At 72.3% G+C, this 25,435-nt stretch carries 2 protein-coding genes; both read right to left on the bottom strand.

What is annotated here, in order from left to right:
- Window positions 1-15: 15 nt before the first annotated feature.
- Window positions 16-5,457: a type I polyketide synthase gene (locus FXF68_RS35055; protein WP_222870231.1), complete on the bottom strand. Its 5,442-nt coding sequence runs from the start codon at window positions 5,455-5,457 to the stop codon at window positions 16-18.
- 11 nt (window positions 5,458-5,468) lie between these two features.
- A complete protein-coding gene (locus FXF68_RS44240) occupies window positions 5,469-25,376 on the bottom strand; it encodes a type I polyketide synthase (RefSeq protein WP_148767044.1) in 19,908 nt (6,635 codons plus the stop codon).
- Window positions 25,377-25,435 lie beyond the last annotated feature (59 nt).

Genomic DNA, 25,435 nt, shown 5'->3' with positions numbered 1-25,435 from the left:
CCCCGCGCGGCCCGGTCAGGCGGACGACTCCAGTTCGCCGTCCAGGATCTCGAACATCTCGCTCGCCGACACCGCCGCCAGGTCGTCCGACCCGGCGGCGGTGTCGCCGTCCGGGCGGGACGCGGCGGCCCACGCGGCGGTGATCTCGCGGAGCCGGGCGGTGACGCGGGCCCGCGCGTCCGGGTCCGAGGCCGTGGAAACCGCCAGTTCCAGGGCGCGCAGGTGCTCGTCCAGGGCGGGGGCCGCGGACGGCTCGGCCGGGTCCAGTTCCGCGTCGAGCAGGGCGGCGACCGCCGCCGCGTTCGGGTGGTCGAACACCAGCGTGGACGGCAGCCGCAGCCCGGTGACGGCGTTAAGCGCGTTCCGCAACTGGACGGCCGTGAGCGAGCTGAACCCGAGCTCGCTGAACGCGCGCTCGGGTTCGACCGCGTCCCGGTCGTCGTGCCCGAGGACGGCGGCGACCTGCGACTGCACCAGTTCCAGCAGGAACCGGTCGCGCTCCGGCCCGGCCAGCTCCGCGAGCCGCCGCGCGAGGACGGCGGCTCCGCCGTCCTGCACGGACTGCCGGGCGGGAACCTTGACCAGGCCGTGCAGCATCGCCGGGATCCCGCCCGACGCGGCGTGCGAGCGCAGCGCGGCCAGGTCGAGCCGGACGGGCAGCGGCGCCGGGGCGCCGTCCCGCAGCGCGAGGTCGAACAGGCCGAGGGCGTCGGCCGTGGTCAGCGCGGGGATCCCGGAGCGCTCGTGGCGGCGCAGGTCGGCGTCGCCGAGGCGGCGCGCCATGCCCGCCTCCGCCCACGGCCCCCACGCGAGCGACGCGGCGGGGAGGCCGAGGCCGCGGCGGTGCGCGGCGAGCGCGTCCAGATAGGCGTTGGCCATGGCGTAGTTGCCCTGGCCTGGCCCGCCGAGGACGCCGGACACGGACGAGAACAGCACGAACGCCGTCAGGTCCATGTCGCGGGTCAGCTCGTGGAGGTGCCAGGCCGCGTCGACCTTGGGACGCAGCACGGCGTCGAGCCGGTCGGGGGTGAGGGACGAGATCACGCCGTCGTCCAGGACGCCGGCGGCGTGCACGACGCCGGTCAGCGGACGGCCGTCGAGGAGCTCGGCCACGGCGTCCCGGTCGGCGAGGTCGCAGGCGGCGATCTCGGTGTCCGCGCCGAGCGCGGCGAGGTCGGCGCGCAGCTCGGCCGCACCCGGCGCGTCGGGCCCGCGGCGGCCGACCAGGAGCAGCCGCCGGACGCCGTGCGCGGACACCAGATGCCGGGCGATCAGCGGCCCGATGCCGCCCGTCCCACCGGTGATCAGGACGGTCCCGGAGGCGTCCCAGGGCGCGGGGCCCGAGCGTGGCGCGGCCGACCTCGCGAGCCGAGGCACGCGCGGCTCACCCGCCCGCAGTGCCACCTGCGGATCGGACAGCGCGGCCGCAGCGGGCAGCGCCCGCGCGGACTCCTCGCCGCCGTCGATGTCGAGGAGGACGAACCGCCCGGGGTTCTCCTCCTGCGCGGACCTGATCAGCCCCCACAGCGCGGCCCCGGCGAGGTCGCCCGGCTTCTCGTGCGGCGCGGCGGCGACGGCGTTCTCGGTGACCACGGCGAGCCGGGCCCCGGCGAACCGCTCGTCGGCGAGCCACTCCCGCGCGAGCGCGAGCACCTCGTGCCCGGCGCGCCGCACCTCGGCCGGGCCGACACCGGACGGCGCGGGCGCGAACACCACGTCGGGCACCGCGGATCCGGCAAGTGCCGCGAGGTCCGCGACGCCCGGCAGGCCGTACCGGTCGCCGCCGAGGACGACGCAGTTCGGAATGGCAGTGGCGGCGAGTTGGATCCCGGTCCACTCGACGTGGAACAGCGCGTCGTTCCTGGCGTTCCCCGCCGCCTCCAGCCGTTCGGCGGACACGGGCTCCAGCGTGACGGACGCCGCCGACAGCACGGGCCGACCGGCCTCGTCGACGAGGTCGAGCGCGTGCGCGCCGCCTTCGGCGGGCGTGATCCGCACCCGGACGGCCTCCACCCCTTCGGCGTGCAGCCGGACTCCGCTCCAAGCGGTGGGAAGGCTGACGTGCTCGGCGTCCTCTTCCAGGAGAACGAGGTGTGTCGCGGCGTCCAGCAGCGCCGGGTGGATCCCGAACCCGCTCGTTCCGGCCGCGCCTTCGGGCAGCGCGACCTCGGCGTAGAGGTCCCGGCCGTGCCGCCAGGCCGCGCGCAGCCCTTGGAAGAGGGGGCCGTAGGCGTGGCCGCGGGCGAGGAGTCGCTCGTAAGCGTCGTCGACGTCGATGGCGGTGGCGCCCTGCGGCGGCGACCGCCACGGCTCGGCGGGCGGCGGCGCGCCGTCCGCGGCGAGGCGTCCGGTGGCGCTCCGCGTCCACGGGACGTCCGAGGAGGCGTCGGCGGGACGGGAGAAGACGCTCACCGGCCATCCGCCGGACTCGTCCCGCTCCCCCACGACGACCTGGAGCGCGAGCCCTCCTTCCGGCGGCACCATCGGCTCGTGGACGGTCAGCTCCTCGACCAGGTCGCCGCCGACCTCGTCGGCGGCGCGGACGAGCAGGTCCACGAACGCCGCGCCCGGCAGCGGCGTCGCGCCGAGGACTTCGTGCTCGGTGAGCCACGGCCGGGCCCCGGCCGCGAGCCGCCCGGTGAGGACGACGCCGCCGGAGTCGGGCGCGGCGACCACGGCGCCGAGCAGCGGATGCCCGGCCGGTTCCAGCCCGGCCGCGCCGACGTCCCCGGCGGCTCCTGCGGCGGTGTCGGGCCAGTGGCGTTTCCGCTGGAAGGGGTAGGTGGGCAGGTCGACGGCGCGGGCGCCGCGCCCGGCGAACACCGCGTGCCAGTCGATGTCCGCGCCGTCCGCGTACAGCGCGCTGACCGCGGTGAGGAGGGCTGTCGCTTCGCCACCGTCGCGGCGCAGCACGGGCACGACGACCCGGTGCGCGCCGTCCAGGACGTCTTCGGCGAGGGCGGTCAGGACGGCGTCCGGCCCGACCTCCACGAACCGGGTGACGCCCTCCGATTCGAGGTGGCGGACGCCGTCGGCGAACCGGACGGCGTCCCGCGCGTGCCGCACCCAGTACTCGGGCGACCGGTGGTCGGCGGAGCCGTCCCCGGTGACGTTCGAGACGATCGGGATCGACGGCTCCGCGTGGTCGAGCCCGGCGGCGACGCGTCCGAACCCGTCGAGCATCGGGTCGAGCAGCGGGGAGTGGAAGGCGTGCGAGACGCGCAGCCGGTTCGTCTTCCGGCCGAGCGCGGCGAAGTGCGCGACGACGCGCTCGACCTCGGCCTCCGGGCCGGAGACGACGACCGAGTCGGGGCCGTTGACGGCGGCGATCGCGGTGTCGGGGCCGAGGACGGCGGACGCCTCGTCCTCGGTCGCCCGCACGGCCGCCATCGCGCCGCCCGCCGGGAGCGCCTGCATCAGCCGCCCGCGCGCGGCGACGAGCGCGGCGGCGTCGGCCAGCGTCCAGACGCCCGCGACGTGCGCGGCGACCAGCTCGCCGATGGAGTGCCCGGCGACGAGGTCGGGCCGCAGCCCCCACGACTCCAGCAGCCGGTAGAGCGCGACCTCCACGGCGAACAGCCCGGCCTGGGTGTGGACGGTCTGGTCGAGCCGCTCGCGGTCGTCGTCCCAGAGGACGGTCTTCAGCGGCACGTCCAGGTGCTTGTCGAGTTCGGCGCACGCGGCGTCGAGCGCGTCCGCGAACACGGGGAACGCCTGATAAAGCTCGCGTCCCATGCCGGGACGCTGCGCGCCCTGGCCGGAGAACAGGAACGCCGTCAGCCCGGTCGAGGCGACGCCGCCGAGCACGTCCGCGCGCGGCTCGTCCGCGGCGACCGCCGCGAGCCCGCCCGCCCCGGAGGCGGTGCCGGCGGCGAGGACGACAGCGCGGTGCTCCAGCGCGGCCCGCCCGGTCGCGAGCGAGTACCCGACGGACAGGGCGTCGGCGCCGTCCAGCCGGGCCGCGACGCGTCCGGCCTGGGCGCGGAGCGCGGCGGCGTCCCGCGCGGACACCGGCCACGGCACCGGCGCGCCGTCCGGCCACGGCAGCGCCTCCTCGGCGTCAGCCTCGGGCGCCTGCTCGATGATCAGGTGGGCGTTGGTGCCGCTGACGCCGAAGGACGAGACGGCGGCGCGGCGCGGCCGGTCGCCGTCGTGCTCCGGCCATTCCCGCGCCTCGGTCAGCAGGCGCACGTTCCCCTCGTCCCAGTCGACGTGCGTGGACGGCTCCGTCACGTGCAGCGTCTTCGGCAGCAGCCCGTGCCGCATCGCCATGACCGTCTTGATGATCCCGGCGACTCCGGCGGCGGCCTGCGCGTGCCCGATGTTCGACTTGATCGACCCGAGCCACAGCGGACGGTCGTCCGGGCGGTTCTGCCCGTAGGTCGCGAGGAGCGCCTGCGCCTCGATCGGGTCGCCGAGCGTGGTGCCCGTCCCGTGGCCCTCGACCGCGTCGACGTCTCCGGCCGCGAGCCGCGACTCGGCGAGCGCGTGCCGGATCAGCCGCTGCTGCGACGGCCCGTTCGGCGCGGTCAGGCCGTTGGACGCGCCGTCCTGGTTGACGGCGCTGCCCCGCACGACGGCCAGCACCCGATGGCCGTTGCGGCGCGCGTCGGACAGCCGCTCCAGCAGCAGGATCCCGGCGCCCTCGCTCCAGCCGGTGCCGTCGGCCGCGTCGGAGAACGCCTTGCAGCGGCCGTCCGGGGCGAGCCCGCGCTGCCTGCTGAACGCGATGAACGGCGCGGGCAGCGACATCACGAGGACGCCGCCCGCGAGCGCCAGGTCGCATTCGCGGCGGCGCAGCGCGTGCGCCGCCAGGTGCACCGCGACGAGCGACGACGAGCACGCCGTGTCGACGGTCAGCGCGGGCCCCTCCAGGCCGAGCGTGTAGGCGATCCGGCCGGAGATCACCGAGGCCGCGTTGGCGGTGCTGAGGTACGTCTCCTCGGCCTCGGGCAGGGCGTCGAGGACGTAGGCGTAGTCCTGCCCGCCGGACCCGACGAACACCCCGACCTGCTTCTCGCGGAGGGAGTGCGGGTCGATCCCGGCGCGCTCGCACACCTCCCAGGACAGCTCCAGCGCGATCCGCTGCTGCGGGTCCATGCTGAGGGCCTCGCGCGGGGAGATGCCGAAGAACCCGGCGTCGAAGTCCCCCGCGTCGTACACGAACCCGCCCTCGCGGACGTAGCTCGCGCCGGGACGGTCGGGGTCGGCGTCGAACAGCCGCCCGGTGTCCCAGCCGCGGTCGTCGGGGAACGGGCCGACGGCGTCGGTCCCGTCCGCGACCAGCTTCCACAGCCCCTCCGGGGACCGGACGCCGCCCGGGTACCGGCAGCTCATCGCGACGATCGCGATCGGCTCCCGTTCCCTGGTCTCGACGTCCTGGAGCCGCCGCCGGGTCTGGTGCAGTTCCGCGGTGACCCGTTTGAGGTAGCCGAGCAGCTTCTCGTCGTTCGCCATGTCCGCCTCTCTCAGGCCATCCCGAGGTCTTTGTCGATGAAGTCGAAGAGGTCGTCGGCCGTCGCGTCCTCCAGGCGGCTCGCGACGTCCGCGCCGCCGTCCCGTCCGGCGAGGGACTGGTTCAGCGACGCCACCAGCGCCTGGAGCCGCGCGGTGACGCCGGAGCGCTCGATCTCCTCGGCGGGCAGCGCCGCCACGGCCGCCTCGAGCCGGTCCAGCTCGGTCGTGATCGGGACGTCGCCCTGGACGGCCGCGTCGGCCGGGCGCATGAGCGTCTGGAGGAACGCGGCCAGCGCGGCCGGGGACGCGTGGTCGAACGCCAGCGTCGCGGGCAGTCTCCGCCCGGTCGCCGCGCTCAGCCGGGTGCGGAGCTCCACGGCGGCGACCGAGTCGAACCCGAGTTCCTTGAAGGCGCGTCCGGGGTCGAGCGCGGCGCTGTCGTCGTAGCCGAGGATCACCGCGACGTGCGTGCGGACGAGGTCGAGCAGCGCGCGTCCGCGTTCGGCCTCCGGCATCGCGGCGAGCCGCGCCGCGAACCCGGACTCGGTGTCCGGGGCGTCCCCGTCGTCGCCCTGCGCGGCGAGGGCGGCGCGGGCCTCGGGCAGCTCGTCCAGCAGCGGGCGGGGCCGGGCGAGCGTGTACGCGGCGGTGAACCGGGACCAGTCGATGTCGGCCACCACGAGGTGGCTCTCGTCGTGGTCGAGCGCCTGCCGCAGCGCGTTGATCGCCGGGCGCGGCTCCATCGGCGCGAGCCCGAGCCGGCGCGCCGCCGCGCCCGCGTCGGCGTCGACCATCCCGGCGTTCCAGGTGCCCCAGGCGATCGCGGTCGCGGTGCGGCCGTCCGCCCGGCGGCGGTGGGCGAGCGCGTCCAGGTAGGCGTTGGCGGCGGCGTAGGCCGACTGGCCCGCCCCGCCCCACGCTGCCGCCCCGGACGAGAACAGCACGAACGCGTCCAGCGGACGGTCGGCCAGGAGGTCGTCCAGGTGCGCCGCGCCCACGGCCTTCGGCATGACCGCCGCCAGCTCGTCCAGGGTCAGGTCGGACAGCGGGGCGTTCGCGCCGAGCGTCCCGGCCGCGTGCATGACCGCCGTGAGGTCGTCGCCGATCGAGTCGAGCAGGCGGCGCAGGGCGTCGCGGTCGGCGACGTCGCAGGCCGCGACCGTTACGCGAACGCCGAGCGCGGACAGCTCCGCCTCCAGCTCGGCGGCCCCCTCGGCGGCCGGGCCGCGGCGGCTGGTGAGCACGAGGTGCTCGGCGCCGTCCGCGGCGAGGCGGCGGGCGACCTGCGCGCCGACGCCGCCGGTGCCGCCGGTGACGAGGACCGTCCCGCGCGGACGCCAGGTGCGCGCCGGTGTCCTGCCATTGAGCCCAGCGCGGACCAGACGGCGCACGGCCACCTTGCCCGGCCGGATCGCGACCTGGTCTCCGGCCTCGCCTGTGAGGGCTGTGGCGAGCAGGTGGAGGGTCGTCTCGTCCAGATCGTCTCGGGCCGGGGCCGCGGGGAGGTCGATCATCCCGCCCCAGGTCCGGGGCCGTTCCAGGCCGAGGACCGTGCCGAGGCCCCAGAGGGACGCCTGCGCCAGGTCGGTGATCTCGGCGGGGTCGTCCACGGCGACCGCGCCCCGCGTCAGGCACCAGAGCGGCGCGTCGTGCCCGGTGTCGTCGAGCGCCTGCGCGAGGGCGATCGTCGCCGCGACTCCCCGGGTGATCGCCGGGTGGTGCGGGTGGGGGCGTGCGTCCAGGGCCAGGAAGGACAGGACGCCGTCCGTCGCCTTGGCGTCGCGGAGCCTGTCCGCCAGCGCCTCCCGGTCGTCGTCGTCCACCTCCATCGGGATGAGCTGGACGCCGTTGTCGGTGAGCGCCTTGGTGATCCGCGTGAGGTCGAGGCCGGACGGCATGACGACCAGCCATTCGCCGGACGGTGTCGTCTTGGGCCGGTCGGCCAGGGGCTTCCATGTGATCCGGTAGCGCCAAGAGTCGACGGCCTGGGTCTCGCGGCTGCGGCGGCGCCAGTCCGAGAGGGCGGGGGCCACATCGCGGAGCGATTCGGGGGCAAGGTCAAGGCTCTGGGCCAGGGAGGAGAGGTCTCCCTGCTCCACTGCGTCCCAGAAGGCTTCGTCGGCGGGATCGGACGGACGGGTGTTGGTGACGGGGTCCGACCAGTAGCGGGTGCGTTGGAATGCGTAGGTGGGGAGTTCGACTCGGTGTCCGCCGTGGTGGGTGAAGAGTGCGGGCCAGTCGATGGTGGTTCCGGTGACGTGGAGGTGGGCGAGTGCGGTGAGCAGGGTGGCGGTTTCGGGACGGTCGCGGCGGAGCGCGGCGACGCTGACGGTTGCGTCGGTGTCGGGGAGGGCTGCGGGGACCATTGCGGTGAGGACGCCGTCGGGTCCGATTTCCAGGAATCGGGTGACGCCGCTGTCGTGCAGGTGGGTGAGGGTGTCGTGGAACCGGACGGCGTCACGGACATGCCGCACCCAATACTCGGGGTCGGGTTCCGCACCGACGATGGGGAGGGCGGGTGTGGTGTAGGCGATGGAGTGGGCGACCTGACGGAAGTCCTCCAGCATCGGATCCATCAACGGGGAATGGAACGCATGCGAGACCCGAAGCCGGGTCGTCTTGCGTCCCAGGCCGGTGAAGTGGTCGATGATCCGGGTGACCTCGTCCTCCGCACCGGAGACCACGGTGGCCTGCGGACCATTGACAGCGGCGACCCCGACCTCGCCGCTCAGCAGCGGAGTGACTTCGTCCTCGGTGGCCTGAACCGCCGCCATCGCACCGCCAGGCGGGAGCGCCTGCATCAAGCGCCCTCGCGCAGCGACGAGCTTCGCGGCGTCCTCCAACGAGAACATCCCAGCGACATGCGCTGCAGCCAATTCACCGATCGAATGACCCGCCAGGAAATCAGCGCGGACACCCCACGATTCCAGCAGACGGAACAACGCGACTTCGATGGCGAACAAGCCGGTCTGAGTGAAAGCCGTTTGGTCCAGCAGGTCAGGGTCGGACCAGATGACCTCACGCAGCGACCGGTCTAGGTGTTGGTCCAGTTCGGCGCAGACGGTGTCGAAGGCATCGGCGAACACCGGGAACGTCTCATACAACTCCCGGCCCATCCCGAGACGCTGTGCGCCTTGGCCGGAGAACAGCAGCGCGGTCGACCCCGGACCCGCCGGGCCGGTGCCGACGACGACGTCCGGATGCGGCTTCCCAGCCCCCAACGCAGCCAGTGCGTCCAGAGTGGAATCACCGTCGCCTGCCAAGACCACCGCACGCCGCTCCAACAACGCACGGTCACTCGCCAACGAGAACCCCACGTCCAAGGGACGCAGCTCAGGAGTCGAACGGAGATGTGCGCGAAGCCGCTCCGCCTGGGCTTGAAGACCCGCCTCGTCACGCGCGGAGATCAGCCACGGAATGGTCGCGGGAGGATCGAGCGATACTTCCTCGGATTTCGCAGCGGGCGGCTCTTCGAGAATGAGGTGAACGTTGGTGCCGCTGATGCCGAACGAGGAGACTCCAGCTCGGCGGGGACGGCCATCGCGCGGCCAGTCGCGGGCTTCGGTGAGCAGTTCGACGGCTCCGGCCGACCAGTCCACGTGCGGGGACGGCTCGTCCACATGCAGCGTCCTGGGCAGCACACCATGCCGCATCGCCTGAACCATCTTGATGATCCCCGCCACACCGGCAGCAGCCTGCGCATGACCCATATTCGACTTGATCGACCCCAACCACAACGGCCGGTCCTCAGGACGGTCCTGGCCATAAGTCGCGATGACAGCCTGCGCCTCGATCGGGTCGCCCAGCCTCGTACCGGTACCGTGCGCCTCGACCGCGTCCACATCCGCAGCATTCAGCCCCGCATTGGCGAGTGCCTGGCGAATCACGCGCTGCTGTGACGGGCCATTCGGAGCCGTCAGGCCATTGGACGCACCGTCCTGATTCACCGCGCTACCCCTGACGACCGCCAGCACCGGGTGACCGTTGCGGCGAGCATCCGACAGACGCTCGACCACCAGCACCCCCACACCCTCGGCCCAACCCGCGCCATCAGCCGACGCCGAGAACGACTTGCACCGACCATCCCCAGCCAAACCACGCTGACGACTGAACTCCACAAACATCCCCGGCGTGGACATCACCGTCACACCACCAGCCAACGCCAGCGAGCACTCACCCGAACGCAACGCCTGACTCGCCAGGTGCAGAGCCACCAGGGAGGACGAGCACGCCGTGTCCAGCGTTACCGAGGGCCCTTCCAGGCCGAATACGTACGAGACGCGACCGGAGGCGAGGCTGCCTGCACTGGTGCTCGCGGCGTCGGCGTCCAGCGCGTAGTCGTGATACATCAGACCGGCGAAGACACCGGTCGCACTCCCCCGCAGAGACGACGGATCAATACCCGCCCGCTCGAACGCCTCCCACGACGCCTCCAACAACAAACGCTGCTGCGGATCGGTATCCGCCGCCTCACGCGGCGACACACCAAAGAAATCAGCATCAAAATCCGCCGCGTCATACAAGAACCCACCCTCACGAGCCACGCTCTTACCGGGGCGGCCAGGAACCGGATCGAACAAACCCTCCACATCCCAGCCACGATCGACCGGGAAACCCGACACCGCATCCACACCACCCTCGACCAGACGCCACAGGTCCTCAGGCGAAGCGACACCACCCGGATAACGGCACGCCATTCCCACGATCACAATCGGATCGTCATCGACCTTCTGAGCACTGGCGGTGACGACCGCGCCAGCGGCCGCCGTCCCGGAGAGTTCGCTCTCCAGGTATTCGGCCACAGCGTGCGCATTCGGGTAATCGAAGACCAGCGTTGCCGGGAGACGAAGACCCGTCTCAGCGCGCAGCGCATTCCGCAACTCCACCGCCGAAAGGGAATCGAAACCCAGGTCGCGGAACGCGCGGTCGGGCTGTACGGCATCTGCCGAGGCGTGGCCCAGCACGGCCGCGACTTGGGTGCGGACGATGTCGGACAGGGCGTTGAGGCGTTCGTCTGGGAGCATTCTGATCAGGCGGTCGCTCAGTGAGCTTTCCGCCCGGCCGCGCACGGGCCGCCGTCCATTGCCGGAGAGGCCGCGCAGCAGGGCCGGGATCTCGTCGCCCTGTCGTGCTCGCAACACCGCGCGGTCCACGCGCAATGGGACGACCGTCGCCTCATCGACGCCCAATGATGCGTCGAAGAGCGCCAGTGCTTCGTCCACGGACATCGGCGGCATGCCGAGCCGCCGCAACCGATCCGCGTCCGAGGCGTCCAGTTCGGCGGACATCCCCTCGGTGGTGTCCCAGAGCCCGAACGCCATTGACGTCGCCGTCAGCCCAAGCGAGCGGCGATGCTCGGCCAACGCGTCCAAGAACACATTCGCCGCCGCGTAATTGCCCTGCCCCGCCGCCAGAACCATCCCACCGGCAGACGAGAACAACACGAACGCCGACAGATCCAGGTCACGGGTCAACTCGTGCAGATGCCACGCCCCATCCACCTTCGGACCGAACACCGCATCAACCCGGTCGGGGGACAGCGAGCCGATCAGGCCGTTGTCCGCCACTCCCGCGGCGTGTACCACCCCGGTCAGCGGATGCTCCGCCGCGATTCCATCGAGTAGATCCGCCACGGCCTGACGATCCGAGACGTCACACGCGGCCACCGAAACCTCGGCACCCAGATCCGCCAACTCCGCGCGAAGCTCCGCAGCGCCCGGGGCGTTCAGGCCACGGCGACTGGTCAGAACCAGATGCCGCACCCCATGTGTCGACACCAGATGGCGGGCTACCAGCGCACCCAGTCCACCCGTCCCGCCGGTCACCAGGACTGTGCCGTCCGGGTCCCACTGGAAGGACGACGCCGACTTGGCGGCGGTGAGGCGAGGAAAGCGAACCTGGCCACCGCGAATGGCGACCTCGGGCTCGTCCCCGGACCCCGCGACCCGAGCAAGGACATTGCCCGACTCGGACGCATCATCCAGATCCACCAGAACGAAACGACCCGGATTCTCCGCCTGCGCCGCACGCAACAAACCCCGCACCGGAGCCTGCGCCAGCCCCTCACGAAGGACGACCACAAGCCGCGACGCGGCAAAACGCTCATCCCCCAGCCATTCCTGCACCACACCCAACGCGAAATGAGCCGTCGCACGCACATCCGCCAGAACGCCATCGCCAACGACAGCAGGCGACCACACCACGACGTCCGGCACACCAGCGTCCGCAACGCCCTCCAGACTGGCGAAGAGCGGGACGTCCGCGGAAAGGCCACACCGGTCCGAACCCAGCACGGCCAGGCTCGACGCGGGCGGCTGTCCGTCCATCGACGGAGCGGGCGACCAGGCGACCGTGAACAGCCCGTCGTTCGGTCCGCCGGGCGTGCTCAATTGCTCGGCCGACATTGCCCGCGACGCGAGCGACTCCACGCTGAGCACCGCGCGGCCCGTCTCGTCGGACGCGAGCAGGCTCACCACCGTGTCGCCCAACTGCGACACCCGTACCCGCAACGTCGAGGCACCGGCGGCGTGGAGGCTCACCCCGCTCCACTCGAACGGGAGCAGCGCCTCGTCGCCTCCGTCCAGCAGGATCACGTGCATCGCGGCGTCGAGCAGCGCCGGGTGGATGCCGTAGGCGGTCGCCTGGTCGCGCGCGTCGTCCGGCAGCGCCACCTCAGCGAACAGGTCGCTACCGCGTTGCCAGGCGGCCCGCATCCCCTGGAACAGGGGTCCGTAGCCGAAGCCCCGGTCGGCGAGGCGGTCGTAGGCGTCGGCGACGTCGAGCGCGGTCGCGTCGGCGGGCGGCCACTGCGCGAGATCGGACGGCGGCTGCTCGGCACCCGTGGCCAGCACGCCTTCCGCGTGCCGCGTCCACTCGCCGTCGCCCGCCCCGCCCTCGGGGAGCGAATGGACGCTCACCGGGCGGCGGCCCCGCTCGTCGGCCGCGCCGACCGTCACGTGGATCGCCGCGCCGCCGTGCTCGGGCAGGACGAGCGGCGCCTCCAACGTGAGCTGTTCCAGCACGTCGCAGCCGATCTGGTCCCCGGCCCGGACGGCCAGCTCCACGAACACCGCGCCCGGCAGCAGGACACTGCCCAGCACTTCGTGCTCGGCCAGCCACGGTTGCCCGTCGGCCGAGAGCCTGCCGGTCAGCATCACGCCGTCCGATCCGGGGATCGGAACCACCGCACCCAGCAGCGGGTGCTCGGCCGGGCCGAGTCCGAGCGCCGATGGGTCGTCGTTGGCCGTGGTGTCCAGGAGCCAGAAGCGTTCGCGCTGGAAGGCGTAGGTCGGCAGCTCGACCATGCGGGCGGCGCGCCCGGCGAAGACGGCGTGCCAGTCGACGTCCAGGCCGTGCGCGTGGACGTGTCCCAGGGCGGTCAGGAGTTCCTGCGCCTCGGGACGATCCCGGCGGAGGACGGGCGCGACGACCTCGGCGTCCGAGTCGTCCCGCACCAGCGCCGTCAGCACGCCATCGGGCCCGATCTCCAAGAACCGGGTCACGCCCTGATCGCGGAGCTCGGTAACCGCGTCGTGGAATCGGACGGCGTCACGGACGTGCCGCACCCAGTATTCGGCGTCCGGCTGCGCGCCCAGGACGGGAAGTGAAGGCGCGTTGAAGGTGATGGATTCGGCGAGCTGGCGGAAGTCGTCCAGCATCGGATCCATCAGCGGCGAATGGAAGGCATGCGAGACCCGCAGCCGGGTCGTCTTGCGTCCCAGTTCGGTGAAGTGGTCGCTGATTCGGGAGACCGCGTCCTCGGCACCGGAGACCACGACCGAATTCGGGCCGTTCACCGCGGCGACACCGATAACCGCCGAGTCCAGCAGCGGGACGACCTCGGTCTCCGTCGCCTGGATGGCCGCCATCGCTCCGCCGGGCGGGAGCGCCTGCATCAGGCGACCCCGAGCCGCGACCAGTTTCGCGGCATCCTCCAGCGAGAACATCCCGGCCACATGCGCGGCAGCCAGTTCACCGATCGAATGACCCGCCAGGAAATCGGGGCGGACACCCCACGACTCCAAGAGCCGGAACAGCGCGACCTCGACCGCGAACAGGCCCGTCTGAGTGAACACCGTCTGGTTCAGCAACTCGGGCTCAGACCACACGACTTCCTTCAGCGGCCGGTCCAGATGCCGGTCGATTTCAGCGCAGACCGCGTCGAACGCTTCCGCGAACACCGGGAACGCCTCATACAACTCCCGGCCCATCCCGACACGCTGCGAACCCTGACCCGAGAACAGGAAGGCCGTCTGCCCCGGCTTGGCGGTTCCGCGGACGACGCCGTGCCCGGCGGTGCGTCCTTCGGCGAGGACGTCCAGGCCCGCCAGCAGTTCTTCCCTGCCTCGACCAACCACGACCGCGCGGTGTTCCAGGACCGCGCGGGACGTGGCCAGCGTGAACGCCACGTCCAATGCTTCCGGCTCGGAGTGCGCGCGCAGATGTGCGCGGAGCCTTTCGGCCTGTCCGCGAAGGCCCGCCTCATCGCGCGCCGAGAGCAGCCAGGGAAGGACCCCGTCCTCGCCGGACGGACGCTCCGGCGCTTCCGGCACAGGAACCTGTTCGAGGATGACGTGCGCGTTCGTGCCGCTGATTCCGAACGAGGAGATCCCGGCGCGGCGCGGGTGGCCGTTCCGCGGCCATTCACGCGCTTCCGCCAGCAGTTCGACGCGCCCCGCCGTCCAGTCGACGTGCGGGGTCGGCTCGTCCACGTGCAACGTCTTCGGCAGGACGCCGTGCCGCATCGCGTAAACCGTCTTGATGATCCCGGCGACTCCGGCGGCGGCCTGCGTGTGACCGATGTTGGATTTGATCGACCCCAGCCACAGCGGCCGATCCTCCGAACGCCCCTGGCCGTACGTCGCGAGCAATGCCTGCGCCTCGATCGGGTCGCCGAGCGTCGTTCCCGTGCCGTGCGCCTCGACCGCGTCCACGTCGGCGGCGTCCAATCCGGCGTTGGCCAATGCCTGCCGGATCACCCGCTGCTGCGACGGCCCGTTCGGCGCCGTGAGGCCATTCGAGGCCCCATCCTGATTGACCGCAGTACCGCGAACGACGGCCAGTACGGGGTGGCCGTTGCGGCGGGCGTCCGAGAGGCGTTCGACCAGGAGCATGCCCGCGCCTTCGCCCCATGACGTGCCGTCCGCCGCCGCGGCGAACGACTTCGCGCGGCCGTCCTGGGCCAGGCCCCTTTCCAGGCTGAAGTCGACGAACGTGTCCGGCGTCGCCATGACGGCGACGCCTCCGGCCAGCGCCAGGGTGCATTCGCCGGAGCGCAGCGCTTGCGCGGCCAGGTGAAGCGCCACCAGGGACGACGAGCACGCCGTGTCCACGGTCACTGCCGGGCCTTCCAGCCCGAACGTGTAGGAGATCCGGCCCGAGACGATCGAGCCGGTATTACTGCCCGCCGCGTAGTCGTGGTACATCGCCCCGGCGAATACGCCGGTCGCGCTTCCGCGCAGGGACGACGGGTCGATTCCCGCGCGTTCGAGCGCCTCCCACGACACTTCCAGCAGCAGCCGTTGCTGCGGGTCCATGGACAATGCCTCGCGCGGGCTGATGCCGAAGAATCCCGGGTCGAATTCCGCCGCATCGTGCAGGAAGCCGCCGGTCCGGACGTAGCTCTTGCCGGGCGTGCCGGGTTCGGGGTCGTAAAGGCCGTCGACGTCCCAGCCTCGGTCGGCGGGGAATTCGGAGACGGCGTCCACGCCGTCCGCGACGAGCCGCCACAGGTCCTCCGGCGCGGTGACGCCGCCGGGGAAGCGGCACGCCATCCCGACGATCGCTATCGGCTCGTCGTCCACCCGCGCGGCGGCCACGACAGGACGGTCGGACGCGGCGCCCGTCACCTCGTCCAGCAGGTGGCGGGCCAGTACGACCGGCACCGGGTAGTCGAAGACGAGCGTCGCGGGCAGCCGGAGCCCGGTCGCCTCCGCGAGCGCGTTGCGGAACTCGACCGCCGACAGCGAGTCGAAGCCCAGGTCGCGGAACGCGCGCTCGGGTTCGACGGCCGCCGGGCCCGCGTAGCCGAGGACGGACGCGGCCCGGCCGCGCACGATGTCCAGCAGCATCTCCTCCTGCTCGGCCTCGGTCAGGCCGGACAGCCGCCGTCCGAGCGCCGCCGCGCCGCCGGCCCCGCTGTCGGCGGCGGCGCGGCGGCGCGTGCCGCGGACCAGGCCCCGCAACACGTGCGGCACGTCGGCGCCGCCGCTGGAGGCGAGGGTCCGGAGGTTCAGTCGGACCGGGACGAGCATCGCCTCGTCCACCCGGCCCGCCGCGTCGAACAGCGCCAGGCCCTGGCCGTCCGGCAGCGCCTCCAGGCCGGTCCGGTCGAAGCTCTGCGCCCGTTCCGCCATGCCGGTGCTCCACAGGCCCCAGGCCAGCGACTGCGCGGGCAGGCCGTGGGCGCGGCGATGTGCGGCGAGGCCGTCCAGGAAGGCGTTGGCCGCCGCGTAGTTGCCCTGACCGGGCGACCCCAGGACGCCTGCGGCCGACGAGAACAGCACGAATGCCGACAGGTTCTGGTCACGGGTCAATTCATGCAGGTTCCAGGCCGCGTCCGCCTTGGGACGGAGCACCGCGTCGACCCGCTCGGGCGTCAACGACGAGATCACGCCGTCGTCCAGAACACCGGCCGCGTGCACGACGGCCGCTATTTCCCGGCCTGCCATCAGCTGCGCCGCCGCATCGCGGTCGGACACATCGCAGGCGGCGAATTCGACCTCGGCGCCCAGGGCGATCAGGTCGTCGCGCAGTTCGGGCGCACCCGGCGCGTCCGCGCCTCGGCGGCTCACCAGCAGCAGGCGGCTCACGCCGTGCCCGGTCACCAGGTGGCGTGCCACCAGTGCGCCGAGGCCGCCGGTTCCGCCGGTGATGAGCACCGTCCCATCGCCGGGGAAGGTCTCCTCGGACGGAGGGAGGGCGGGCACGCGCGCCAAGCGCATCACGAACGTCCCGCCATCGCGGAACGCCACCTGCGGTTCGCCGGACGCGACCGCCGGCAGGGCATCGGCCGTGTTCATGCCGGTGTCGAGGTCGGCCAGGACGATCCGCCCCGGGTTCTCCGACTGCGCCGAGCGGATCAGTCCCCAGGCCGCCGCGCCGCCGAGATCGGTGACGTCCTCGCCGTCGACCGAGACCGCGCCGGACGTCACGACCAGCAGGGTGGACGACGCGAACCGCTGGTCCGCCAGCCACGCCTGCGCGACCGCGAGCGCCTGATGGACGCTTGCCCGCACCTCGCCGCCCGCGTCCGGTTCATAGACGACCACGTCGGGGACGGCGGTGTTCTGTTCGAGTTCCTCCCACCGTGTCCATGACGGCGCCGAGTCGCTTTCGAGCCCGATCGGCGTCCATTCCACGTGGTAGAGGGAGTCGCCGGAGGGATCGCGGGCCTCGGCCTCGGAGAACCGGTCGGCGGAGACCTCCCGGAGCACCAGCGAGCCGATCGCCGCGACGGGACGTCCGGACCCGTCCGCCACCTGCAAGGACACCGCATCGCCCGCCGTCGGGGATACTCGCACGCGGAGCGTCCTCGCGCCCGTGGCGAACAGTTCCACGCCCGACCACGCGAAAGGCAGCAGCACCCCGTCCCCGGACGCCGCGTCGGTCAGCGCGATCGCGTGCAGCGCGGCGTCCAGCAGCGCCGGGTGGAGGCCGAAGCGGTCCTCGGCGACCTGGTCGGGGAGCGCGATCTCGGCGAACACCTCGTCGCCGCGCCGCCAGGCGGCCTGCAAGCCCTGGAATGCCGGGCCGTAGTCCAGGACGTCGTACAGCCCCTCGGTCTCGGCCTCGGTGGCACCGGCCGGAGGCCACTGCTCCATCCCGAAGTCGGGGAGGGCGTCGGTGTTGGAGAGGAGGCCGACCGCGTGGCAGGTCCAGGGCGCGTCGTCGTCCTGGCGCGAATGGATGCTCACGGTCCGCCGGGCGTCCTCGCGGGGCGCGCCGACGACGATCTGGACCGACGTGCCGCCGTCTCCGGGAAGGACAAGTGGCTGTTCGAGAGTGAGTTCCTCAACCCGGCCGCTGCCGACCTGATCTCCTGCGCGGACGGCCAGTTCGACGAATCCGGTGCCCGGGAAGACCACCACGCCGCCGAAGGCGTGGTCGGCGAGCCAGGGCTGCGCGTGGACGGAAAGGCGACCCGACAGCACCACGCCATCGGACTCCGGCGAGGAGACCACCGCGCTCAGGAGCGGATGGTCGGCCGATCCGAGGCCCATCGATTCGGCGTCGCCACCGGCCTGCGGGGCCGACAGCCAGAAATGCTCGCGCTGGAAGGCATAGGTCGGCAATTCGACCTGCCGCGCGCCGCGTCCCGCCAATACCGTGCGCCAGTCAATGGACGCCCCGGACGCATGCAGCCCGCCCAGCGCGGTGAACAGGGTCTTGGTCTCCGCCTGCTCCCTGCGCATTGCCGGGACGACGACCGCGCCGTCAGAGTTGCTCTGGACGATCGCGGTCAGCACGCCGTCCGGGCCTACCTCCAGGAACCGGGCGACACCACGACCGCCCAGCTCAGCGACGGTGTCATGGAATCGGACGGCGTCGCGGACGTGCCGCACCCAATACTCGGCGTCAGGTTGCGGCCCCGCGAGCGGAATCGCGGGTTCGTTGAAGGTGATGGATCCGGCGACCTGGCGGAAGTCGTCCAGCATCGGATCCATCAGCGGGGAATGGAAGGCGTGCGACACCCGCAGCCGGGTCGTCTTGCGCCCCAGCTCCGTAAAATGCTCCACGAGCCGGGAGACTTCATCTTCCGCGCCCGACACCACGACCGAGTCCAGGCCGTTTACCGCCGCGACGCCGACCCGGTCGTTCACATGCGGGACGATCTCGTCCTCGGTCGCCTGCACCGCTGCCATCGCCCCACCAGGCGGCAGCGCCTGCATCAACCGACCCCGAGCAGCCACCAACTTCGCCGCATCCTCCAGCGAGAACATCCCCGCCACATGCGCCGCCGCCAACTCACCGATCGAATGACCCGCCAGGAAATCAGGCCGGACACCCCACGACTCCAACAGCCGATAAAGCGCGACCTCGACCGCGAACAGACCCGTCTGAGTGAACACCGTCTGATCCAGCAACTCAGGCTCAGACCACACGACCTGCTGCAAAGGCCGATCCAGATGCTTGTCCAACTCCCCGCAGACCGCGTCGAACGCCTCCGCGAACACCGGGAACGCCTCATACAACTCCCGGCCCATCCCCACACGCTGCGAACCCTGACCCGAGAACAGGAAAGCCGTCCCGCCCTCCTTACGGTCTGGGCGGCGCGATTCCCCCGCTGCTAGACGATCCAGTCCGGCCAGCAGTTCGTCGTGGTCCTGTCCGACCACGACCGCGCGGTGCTCGAATATCCCGCGCGTAGCGACTAGCGAGAAGCCCACGTCCAGCGGCGAAACCCGCTCATCCCCGCGAACGAACTCGGCCAGCCGAGCGGCCTGTCCCCGCAGGCCGGCCTCACTCCGTGCCGATACCACCCATGGAACGACCGGCAATTCCGCAGCAGGCGGCGATTCCTTCTCAACCGCCGGGGGCTGCTCGACGATGACGTGCGCGTTCGTCCCGCTGATCCCGAACGACGAAATCCCCGCACGGCGCGGATGACCGTTCTGCGGCCATTCCCGCTCCTCCGCCAGCAGTTCGACCTGCCCCGCCGACCAATCCACGTGCGGGGTCGGCTCGTCCACATGCAGCGTCTTCGGCAGCACCCCATGCCGCATCGCCTGGACCATCTTGATGATCCCGGCCACCCCAGCCGCCGCCTGCGTATGACCGATATTCGACTTGATCGACCCCAGCCACAACGGCCGCCCCTCCGAACGCCCCTGGCCATACGTCGCCAGCAACGCCTGCGCCTCGATCGGATCACCCAACGTCGTACCGGTGCCATGCGCCTCGACCGCATCCACATCACCGACACCCAACCCGGCATTGGCCAACGCCTGCCGGATCACCCGACGCTGCGACGGACCATTCGGCGCCGTCAACCCATTCGACGCACCATCCTGATTCACCGCCGAACCACGCACCACCGCCAACACCGGATGCCCAAGCCGCCGAGCATCAGAAAGACGCTCGACCAACAACATCCCCGCACCCTCACCCCACGACGTCCCATCTGCCGAAGCGGCAAACGACTTGGCTCGTCCATCGGCGGCCAGACCGCCTTGGCGGCTGAATTCCACGAACGTCCACGGGGTCGCCATTACCGCGACGCCGCCGGCCAGCGCGAGCGAGCACTCCCCCGACCGCAACGCCTGCGCCGCCCAATGCAACGCCACCAACGACGACGAACACGCCGTGTCCACCGTCACGGCCGGACCCTCGAAACCGAACGTGTAAGAGATGCGGCCGGAGACAACAGACCCGGAACTGCTGCTGTCCGCGTAGTCGTGGTACATGACCCCGGCGAACACACCGGTGGAACTCCCACGCAGCGAAGAAGGGTCGATCCCCGCCCGCTCCAACGCCTCCCACGACACCTCGAGCAGCAACCTCTGCTGCGGGTCCATTTCGGCGGCCTCATTGGGGCTGATGCCGAAGAAGCCCGGATCGAATTCCGCCGCCTCGTGGAGGAAACCGCCGGTGTTCACGTAGCTGGTATTGGGCCTTTCCCCGGCGGGGTCGAAAAGGCCGGACGTGTCCCAGCCCCGGTCGGACGGGAACGTCGACACCGCGTCCACGCCGCCCGCGACCAACCGCCACAGGTCCTCCGGCGAGGCGACGCCGCCCGGATACCGGCACGCCATTCCGACGATCGCGATCGGCTCGTCGTCCGCCCCGGCGGACGTGGCCGTCACGAGGCGGGCCTCCCCCGCCCCGGACACCTCGCTCAGCAGGTAGCGGGCCAGGACGTCCGGGCTCGGGTAGTCGAACACGAGCGTCGCGGGCAGCCGGAGCCCGGTCGCCTCCGCCAGCGCGTTGCGGAACTCGACCGCCGACAGCGAGTCGAAGCCCAGGTCGCGGAACGCGCGCTCGGGCTCGACGGCCTCCGGCCCCGAGTGCCCGAGGACGATCGCCGCCTGCGTGCGCACCAGCACCGACAGCGCGTCGTACCACTCCGGTTCGGGCAGGGACGCGAGCCGCCGCCGCAGCGCGCCCGTGTCCGCCTGGACGCTCGCGGCGGTCCGCCGCACCCGCGGGACGAGCCCGTGGAACAGGCGCGGAACCTCGCCCCCACCCGCGCCCAACGCCTTCAGGTCGAGCCGGATCGGGACGAGTGAAGCGTCGCCGAGCGCGCAGGCGGTGTCCAGCAGGGCGAGCCCTTCGTCCCCGGACAGCCCTTCCACCCCGGAGCGGGCCATGCGCTCGACTTCGCCGTCGTCGAGCCCGGCGAGCATCCCGCTCCCGGCCGTCCACGGCCCCCAGGCCAGCGCCTGGACGGGCAGGCCCAGCGACGCGCGGTGCGCCGCGAGCCCGTCCAGGAAGGCGTTGGCCGCCGCGTAGTTGCCCTGGCCGGGGGTCCCCAGCACGCCCGCGGCCGATGAGAACAGGACGAACGCCGACAGGTCCGGCAGGTCGCGGGTCAGTTCGTGCAGGTTCCACGCCGCGTCCACCTTGGGACGCATGACCGCGTCCACCCGCTCGGCGGTCAGGGACGAGATCACGCCGTCGTCCAGGACACCGGCCGCGTGCACGACACCCGAAACGTCGCGTCCCGCCAGCAGTCCGGCGAGAGCGTCACGGTCGGCCACGTCGCAGGCCGCCAACTCGACCTCGGCGCCCAAGCCCGCCAGCTCGTCCCGCAACTCGGGCGCGCCCGGCGCGTCCGCGCCCCGGCGGCTCACCAGCAGCAGACGCTCAACGCCGTGCTCGGTCACCAGATGACGCGCCACCAGCGCGCCCAGACCACCGGTACCACCCGTGATCAGCACCGTCCCGGCACCGCCACCGCCGAAGACCGACGCCGAGGGCGCGTCCGGCGCGGCGACGGACACACGGGCCAGCCGCGGAGCCCGCACGACACCGTCGCGCACGGCCACCTGCGGCTCACCGGAACCGACCACCCGCGCCGCGTCGGCGGGCCCGGCACCTGGGAAGAGGTCGGCCAGGACGATCCGCCCCGGATTCTCCGACTGTGCCGTCCGGACGAGCCCCCACACCGCCGCGCCCGCCAGGTCGGTGACGTCCTCGCCACCGGACGACGACACGGCCCCCGCCGTCGCGACGACCAGCGTCGATTCGGTGAAGCGCTCCTCGGCGAGCCAGGCCCGTACCGCGTCCAGCGCCCGCACCACCGCCGGGCGGACGGACGCCGCGTCCACGCCCCCCGCCACCGGCAGGACCACGACCTCCGGGACGTCGTCGTCGGGTCCGAGGTCGTCCCAGCCGGTCCAGGCGGGCGTGTCCGGCGGCGTGTCCGGGACGGGCGCCCATTCGACGCGGTAGAGCGACTCGTGGAACACCGAGCGGGCCGCCGAGAGCTGATCGGCGGTGATCCGCCGGAGCGCCAGCGAGCCGACGGCCGCCACCGCCCGCCCAGTCCCGTCCGCCACCTGGAGGGACACCGTGTCGCCGGTCGTCGGGGACACCCGCACCCGCAGCGCCCTGGCACCCGAGGCGTACAGCTCCACGCCCGACCAGGCGAACGGCAGCGCCGTGCCGTCCCCGCCCGGCTCGTGGAGGGTGATCGCGTGAAGTCCCGCGTCGAGCAGCGCGGGGTGGAGCCCGTAGCCGTCGTCCGCGACCTGGTCGGGGAGGACGACCTCGGCGTAGAGGTCGTCGCCGTCCCGCCACACCGCCCGCAGGCCCTGGAAGGTCGGCCCGTACTCCAGGCCGGACGCCGCGAGCTCTTCGTAGAAGCGGCCCAGTTCGACGGGGGCCGCGCCCGGCGGCGGCCATTGCGTCAGGTCGGCGCCGTCAGGGCGGGCGGCGGGGGCGAGCGTCCCGGCCGCGTGCTGCGTCCACACGGGGACGCCCTCGTCGCGGGAGTGGACGCTGACGCGGCGCACACCGGACGCGTCCGGCACGCCCACGACGACCTGCACCTGCACCCCGCCGCCCTGCGCTGGGAGGACGAGCGGCGCCTGGAGGGTCAGTTCCTCGATCCGGGCGCAGCCCACCTCGTCCCCGGCGCGGACGGCGAGCTCGACGAAGCCGGTGCCGGGGAACAGCACGACGCCGCCGACGACGTGGTCGGCGAGCCACGGCTGCGTCCCGGCGGACAACCGGCCCGTCAGGATCACCTCGTCCGACTCGGCCAGGACCACGCTCGCGGCGAGCAGCGGGTGCCCGGTCTTGCCCAGCCCGGCGGACGCGACGTCCGCGGCGCCGCTCGACGCCTCCATCCAGTAGCGGCGGTGCTGGAAAGCGTGCGTCGGCAGGTCCACGCGGCCCGCGTCGCGTCCGTCGAACACGGCTCGCCAGTCGGGCGCGACGCCGTTCACGTGGAGGTGCGCGACGGCCGTGATCAGGGACGTCCCCTCGGCGTGGCCCTTGCGCAGGACGGGCACGGCGACCGCGCCGTCCACGCCGCCCCGCACCATCGCGGTGAGGACGCCGTCAGGCCCGACCTCCAGGAACCGGACGACGCCCTCGTCGCGGAGGCGCGTGACGGCGTCGTGGAACCGAACGGCTTCGCGGACGTGCCGCACCCAGTACCCGGCCTCCGCCTCCACGCCGACGATGGGGATTTCGGGGTCGGCGTAGGTGATGGATTCGGCGACTCGGCGGAAGTCGTCGAGCATCGGGTCCATGAGCGGGGAATGGAAGGCGTGCGAGACTCGAAGGCGGGTCGCCTTGCGTCCCAGCTCCGTGAAGTGCTCAAGAACGCGGGTGACGTCGGCTTCGGCGCCGGAGACGACAATGGCCCGGGGGCCGTTCACTGCGGCGATTCCGACCTGGTCGTTCAGAAGCGGGACGACCTCGTCTTCGGTCGCCTGGATCGCCGCCATCGTCCCGCCGGACGGGAGCGCCTGCATCAGCCGTCCGCGAGCCGCGACCAGCTTGGCGGCGTCCTCCAGCGAGAACATCCCGGCCACATGCGCGGCAGCCAGTTCACCGATCGAATGACCCGCCAAGAAATCAGGGCGGACACCCCACGACTCCAGCAACCGGAACAGCGCGACCTCGACGGCGAACAGACCCGTCTGAGTGAACACCGTCTGGTTCAGCAACTCGGGCTCGGACCAGATGACGTCACGGATAGGCCGGTCCAGGTGACGGTCCAGTTCAGCGCATACCGCGTCGAAAGCCTCGGCGAACACGGGGAACTTCTCGTGCAGTTCCCGGCCCATTCCGAGTCGCTGCGAGCCCTGGCCCGAGAACAGGAAGGCCGTTCCGCCTTCCAGGCGCGCGGAGCCGCGCACCACGCGCGAGTCGGGTTCGTCGGCGGCGAGCGCGGCGAGGCCGTCGAGGAGCGCGGCCCGGTCCGGGGCGACGACGGCGGCGCGGTGCTCCAGCGCGGCGCGCGTCGTGGCCAGCGAGAACCCGACGTCCACCGGGTCCAGGTCGGGGCGCTGCGCGAGGAAGTCGAGCAGGCGGGCGGCCTGGGCGGGCACCGCGTCCCGGCTCCGCGCCGAGATCGTCCACGGCACGGGGCCCGGCGCGGGCGAACGCGACTCCGCCTCGGCGGGAGGGGCCTGCTCGACGATGACGTGCGCATTGGTGCCGCTGATCCCGAAGGACGAGATCCCCGCGCGACGCGGACGCTCCTCCTCCGGCCATTCACGAGCCTCGGTGAGGAGTTCGACGCGCCCGGCCGTCCAGTCGACGTTCGGCGACGGCGCGTCAACGTGCAGCGTCTTCGGCAGGACGCCGTGCCGCATCGCCTCGACCATCTTGATGATCCCGGCGACACCGGCGGCGGCCTGCGCGTGACCGATGTTCGACTTGATCGACCCCAACCACAGCGGCCGGTCGTCCGGACGATCCTGGCCATAGGTCGCGAGAAGCGCCTGCGCCTCGATCGGGTCGCCGAGCGTCGTCCCCGTGCCGTGCGCCTCCACCACGTCGACCTGGGCGGCGGACACCTGCGCGCTCGCGAGCGCCTGCGCGATCACCCGCTGCTGCGACGGCCCGTTCGGCGCGGTCAGGCCGTTGGACGCGCCGTCCTGGTTGACCGCCGAGCCCCGCACCACGGCCAGCACCGGGTGGCCGTTGCGGCGGGCGTCCGAGAGGCGCTCCACGAGGAGCATCCCGGCGCCCTCGCCCCAGCCGGTGCCGTCCGCGGACGCCGCGAACGCCTTGCACCGCCCGTCCGGCGACAGCCCGCGCTGCTGGCTGAAGTCGATGAACGTCTCCGGGGTGGCCATGACCGACACTCCCCCGGCCAGCGCCAGGGAGCATTCGCCCGACCGCAGCGCCTGCACCGCGAGATGCAGCGCCACCAGCGACGACGAGCACGCCGTGTCCACCGTCACGGCCGGGCCTTCGAGCCCGAGCGTGTAGGACACGCGACCGGACGCGATGGCGCCGGTATTGCTGTTGGCGAAATAGTCGTGGTAGACGAGGCCCGCGAAAACACCGGTCGGAGTTCCGGCCAGCGACGACGGGTCGATTCCGGCCCGCTCCAGCGCCTCCCAGGAGATCTCCAGGAGGATCCGCTGCTGCGGGTCCATCAGGAGCGCCTCGTTCGGGCTGATGCCGAAGAACTCGGCGTCGAACGACGCGGCGCCGTCCAGGAACCCCCCGGTGTTCACGTAGCTGGTGTTCGGCCGCTCACCGGTCGGGTCGAACAGTTCGGCGACGTCCCAGCCGCGGTCGGAGGGGAACGGCGACACGGCGTCCACGCCGTCCTCGACCAGCCGCCACAGGTCCTCCGGCGAGGAGACCCCGCCGGGGAAGCGGCACGCCATCCCGACGATCGCGATGGGTTCGCGGTCGCGGGCCTCCAGGTCGCGGAGGCGCCGCCGGGTCTGCTGGAGCTCGCTCGTGGCGAGCTTGAGGTAGTCGCGGAGCTTCTCGTCGTTCGACATCGGGTGAACCAATCTCCGGCGAATCGCAGATCAGAGTCGAGGGAGTGGACAGGTCGGGC

The sequence above is a fragment of the Actinomadura decatromicini genome (assembly GCF_008121305.1).
GTDB classification, from domain to species: Bacteria; Actinomycetota; Actinomycetes; order Streptosporangiales; family Streptosporangiaceae; genus Spirillospora; species Spirillospora syzygii.
The sequence above is the reverse complement of the archived record's forward strand: the minus strand, read 5'-3'. Positions and strand labels throughout refer to the sequence as shown.

What these genes read in the sequence shown, in the direction of transcription:
- FXF68_RS44240 (WP_148767044.1), bottom strand. Translation starts at nt 25,376, where the DNA reads ATGTCGAACGACGAGAAGCTCCGCGACTACCTCAAGCTCGCCACGAGC.
- FXF68_RS35055 (WP_222870231.1), bottom strand. Translation starts at nt 5,457, where the DNA reads ATGGCGAACGACGAGAAGCTGCTCGGCTACCTCAAACGGGTCACCGCG.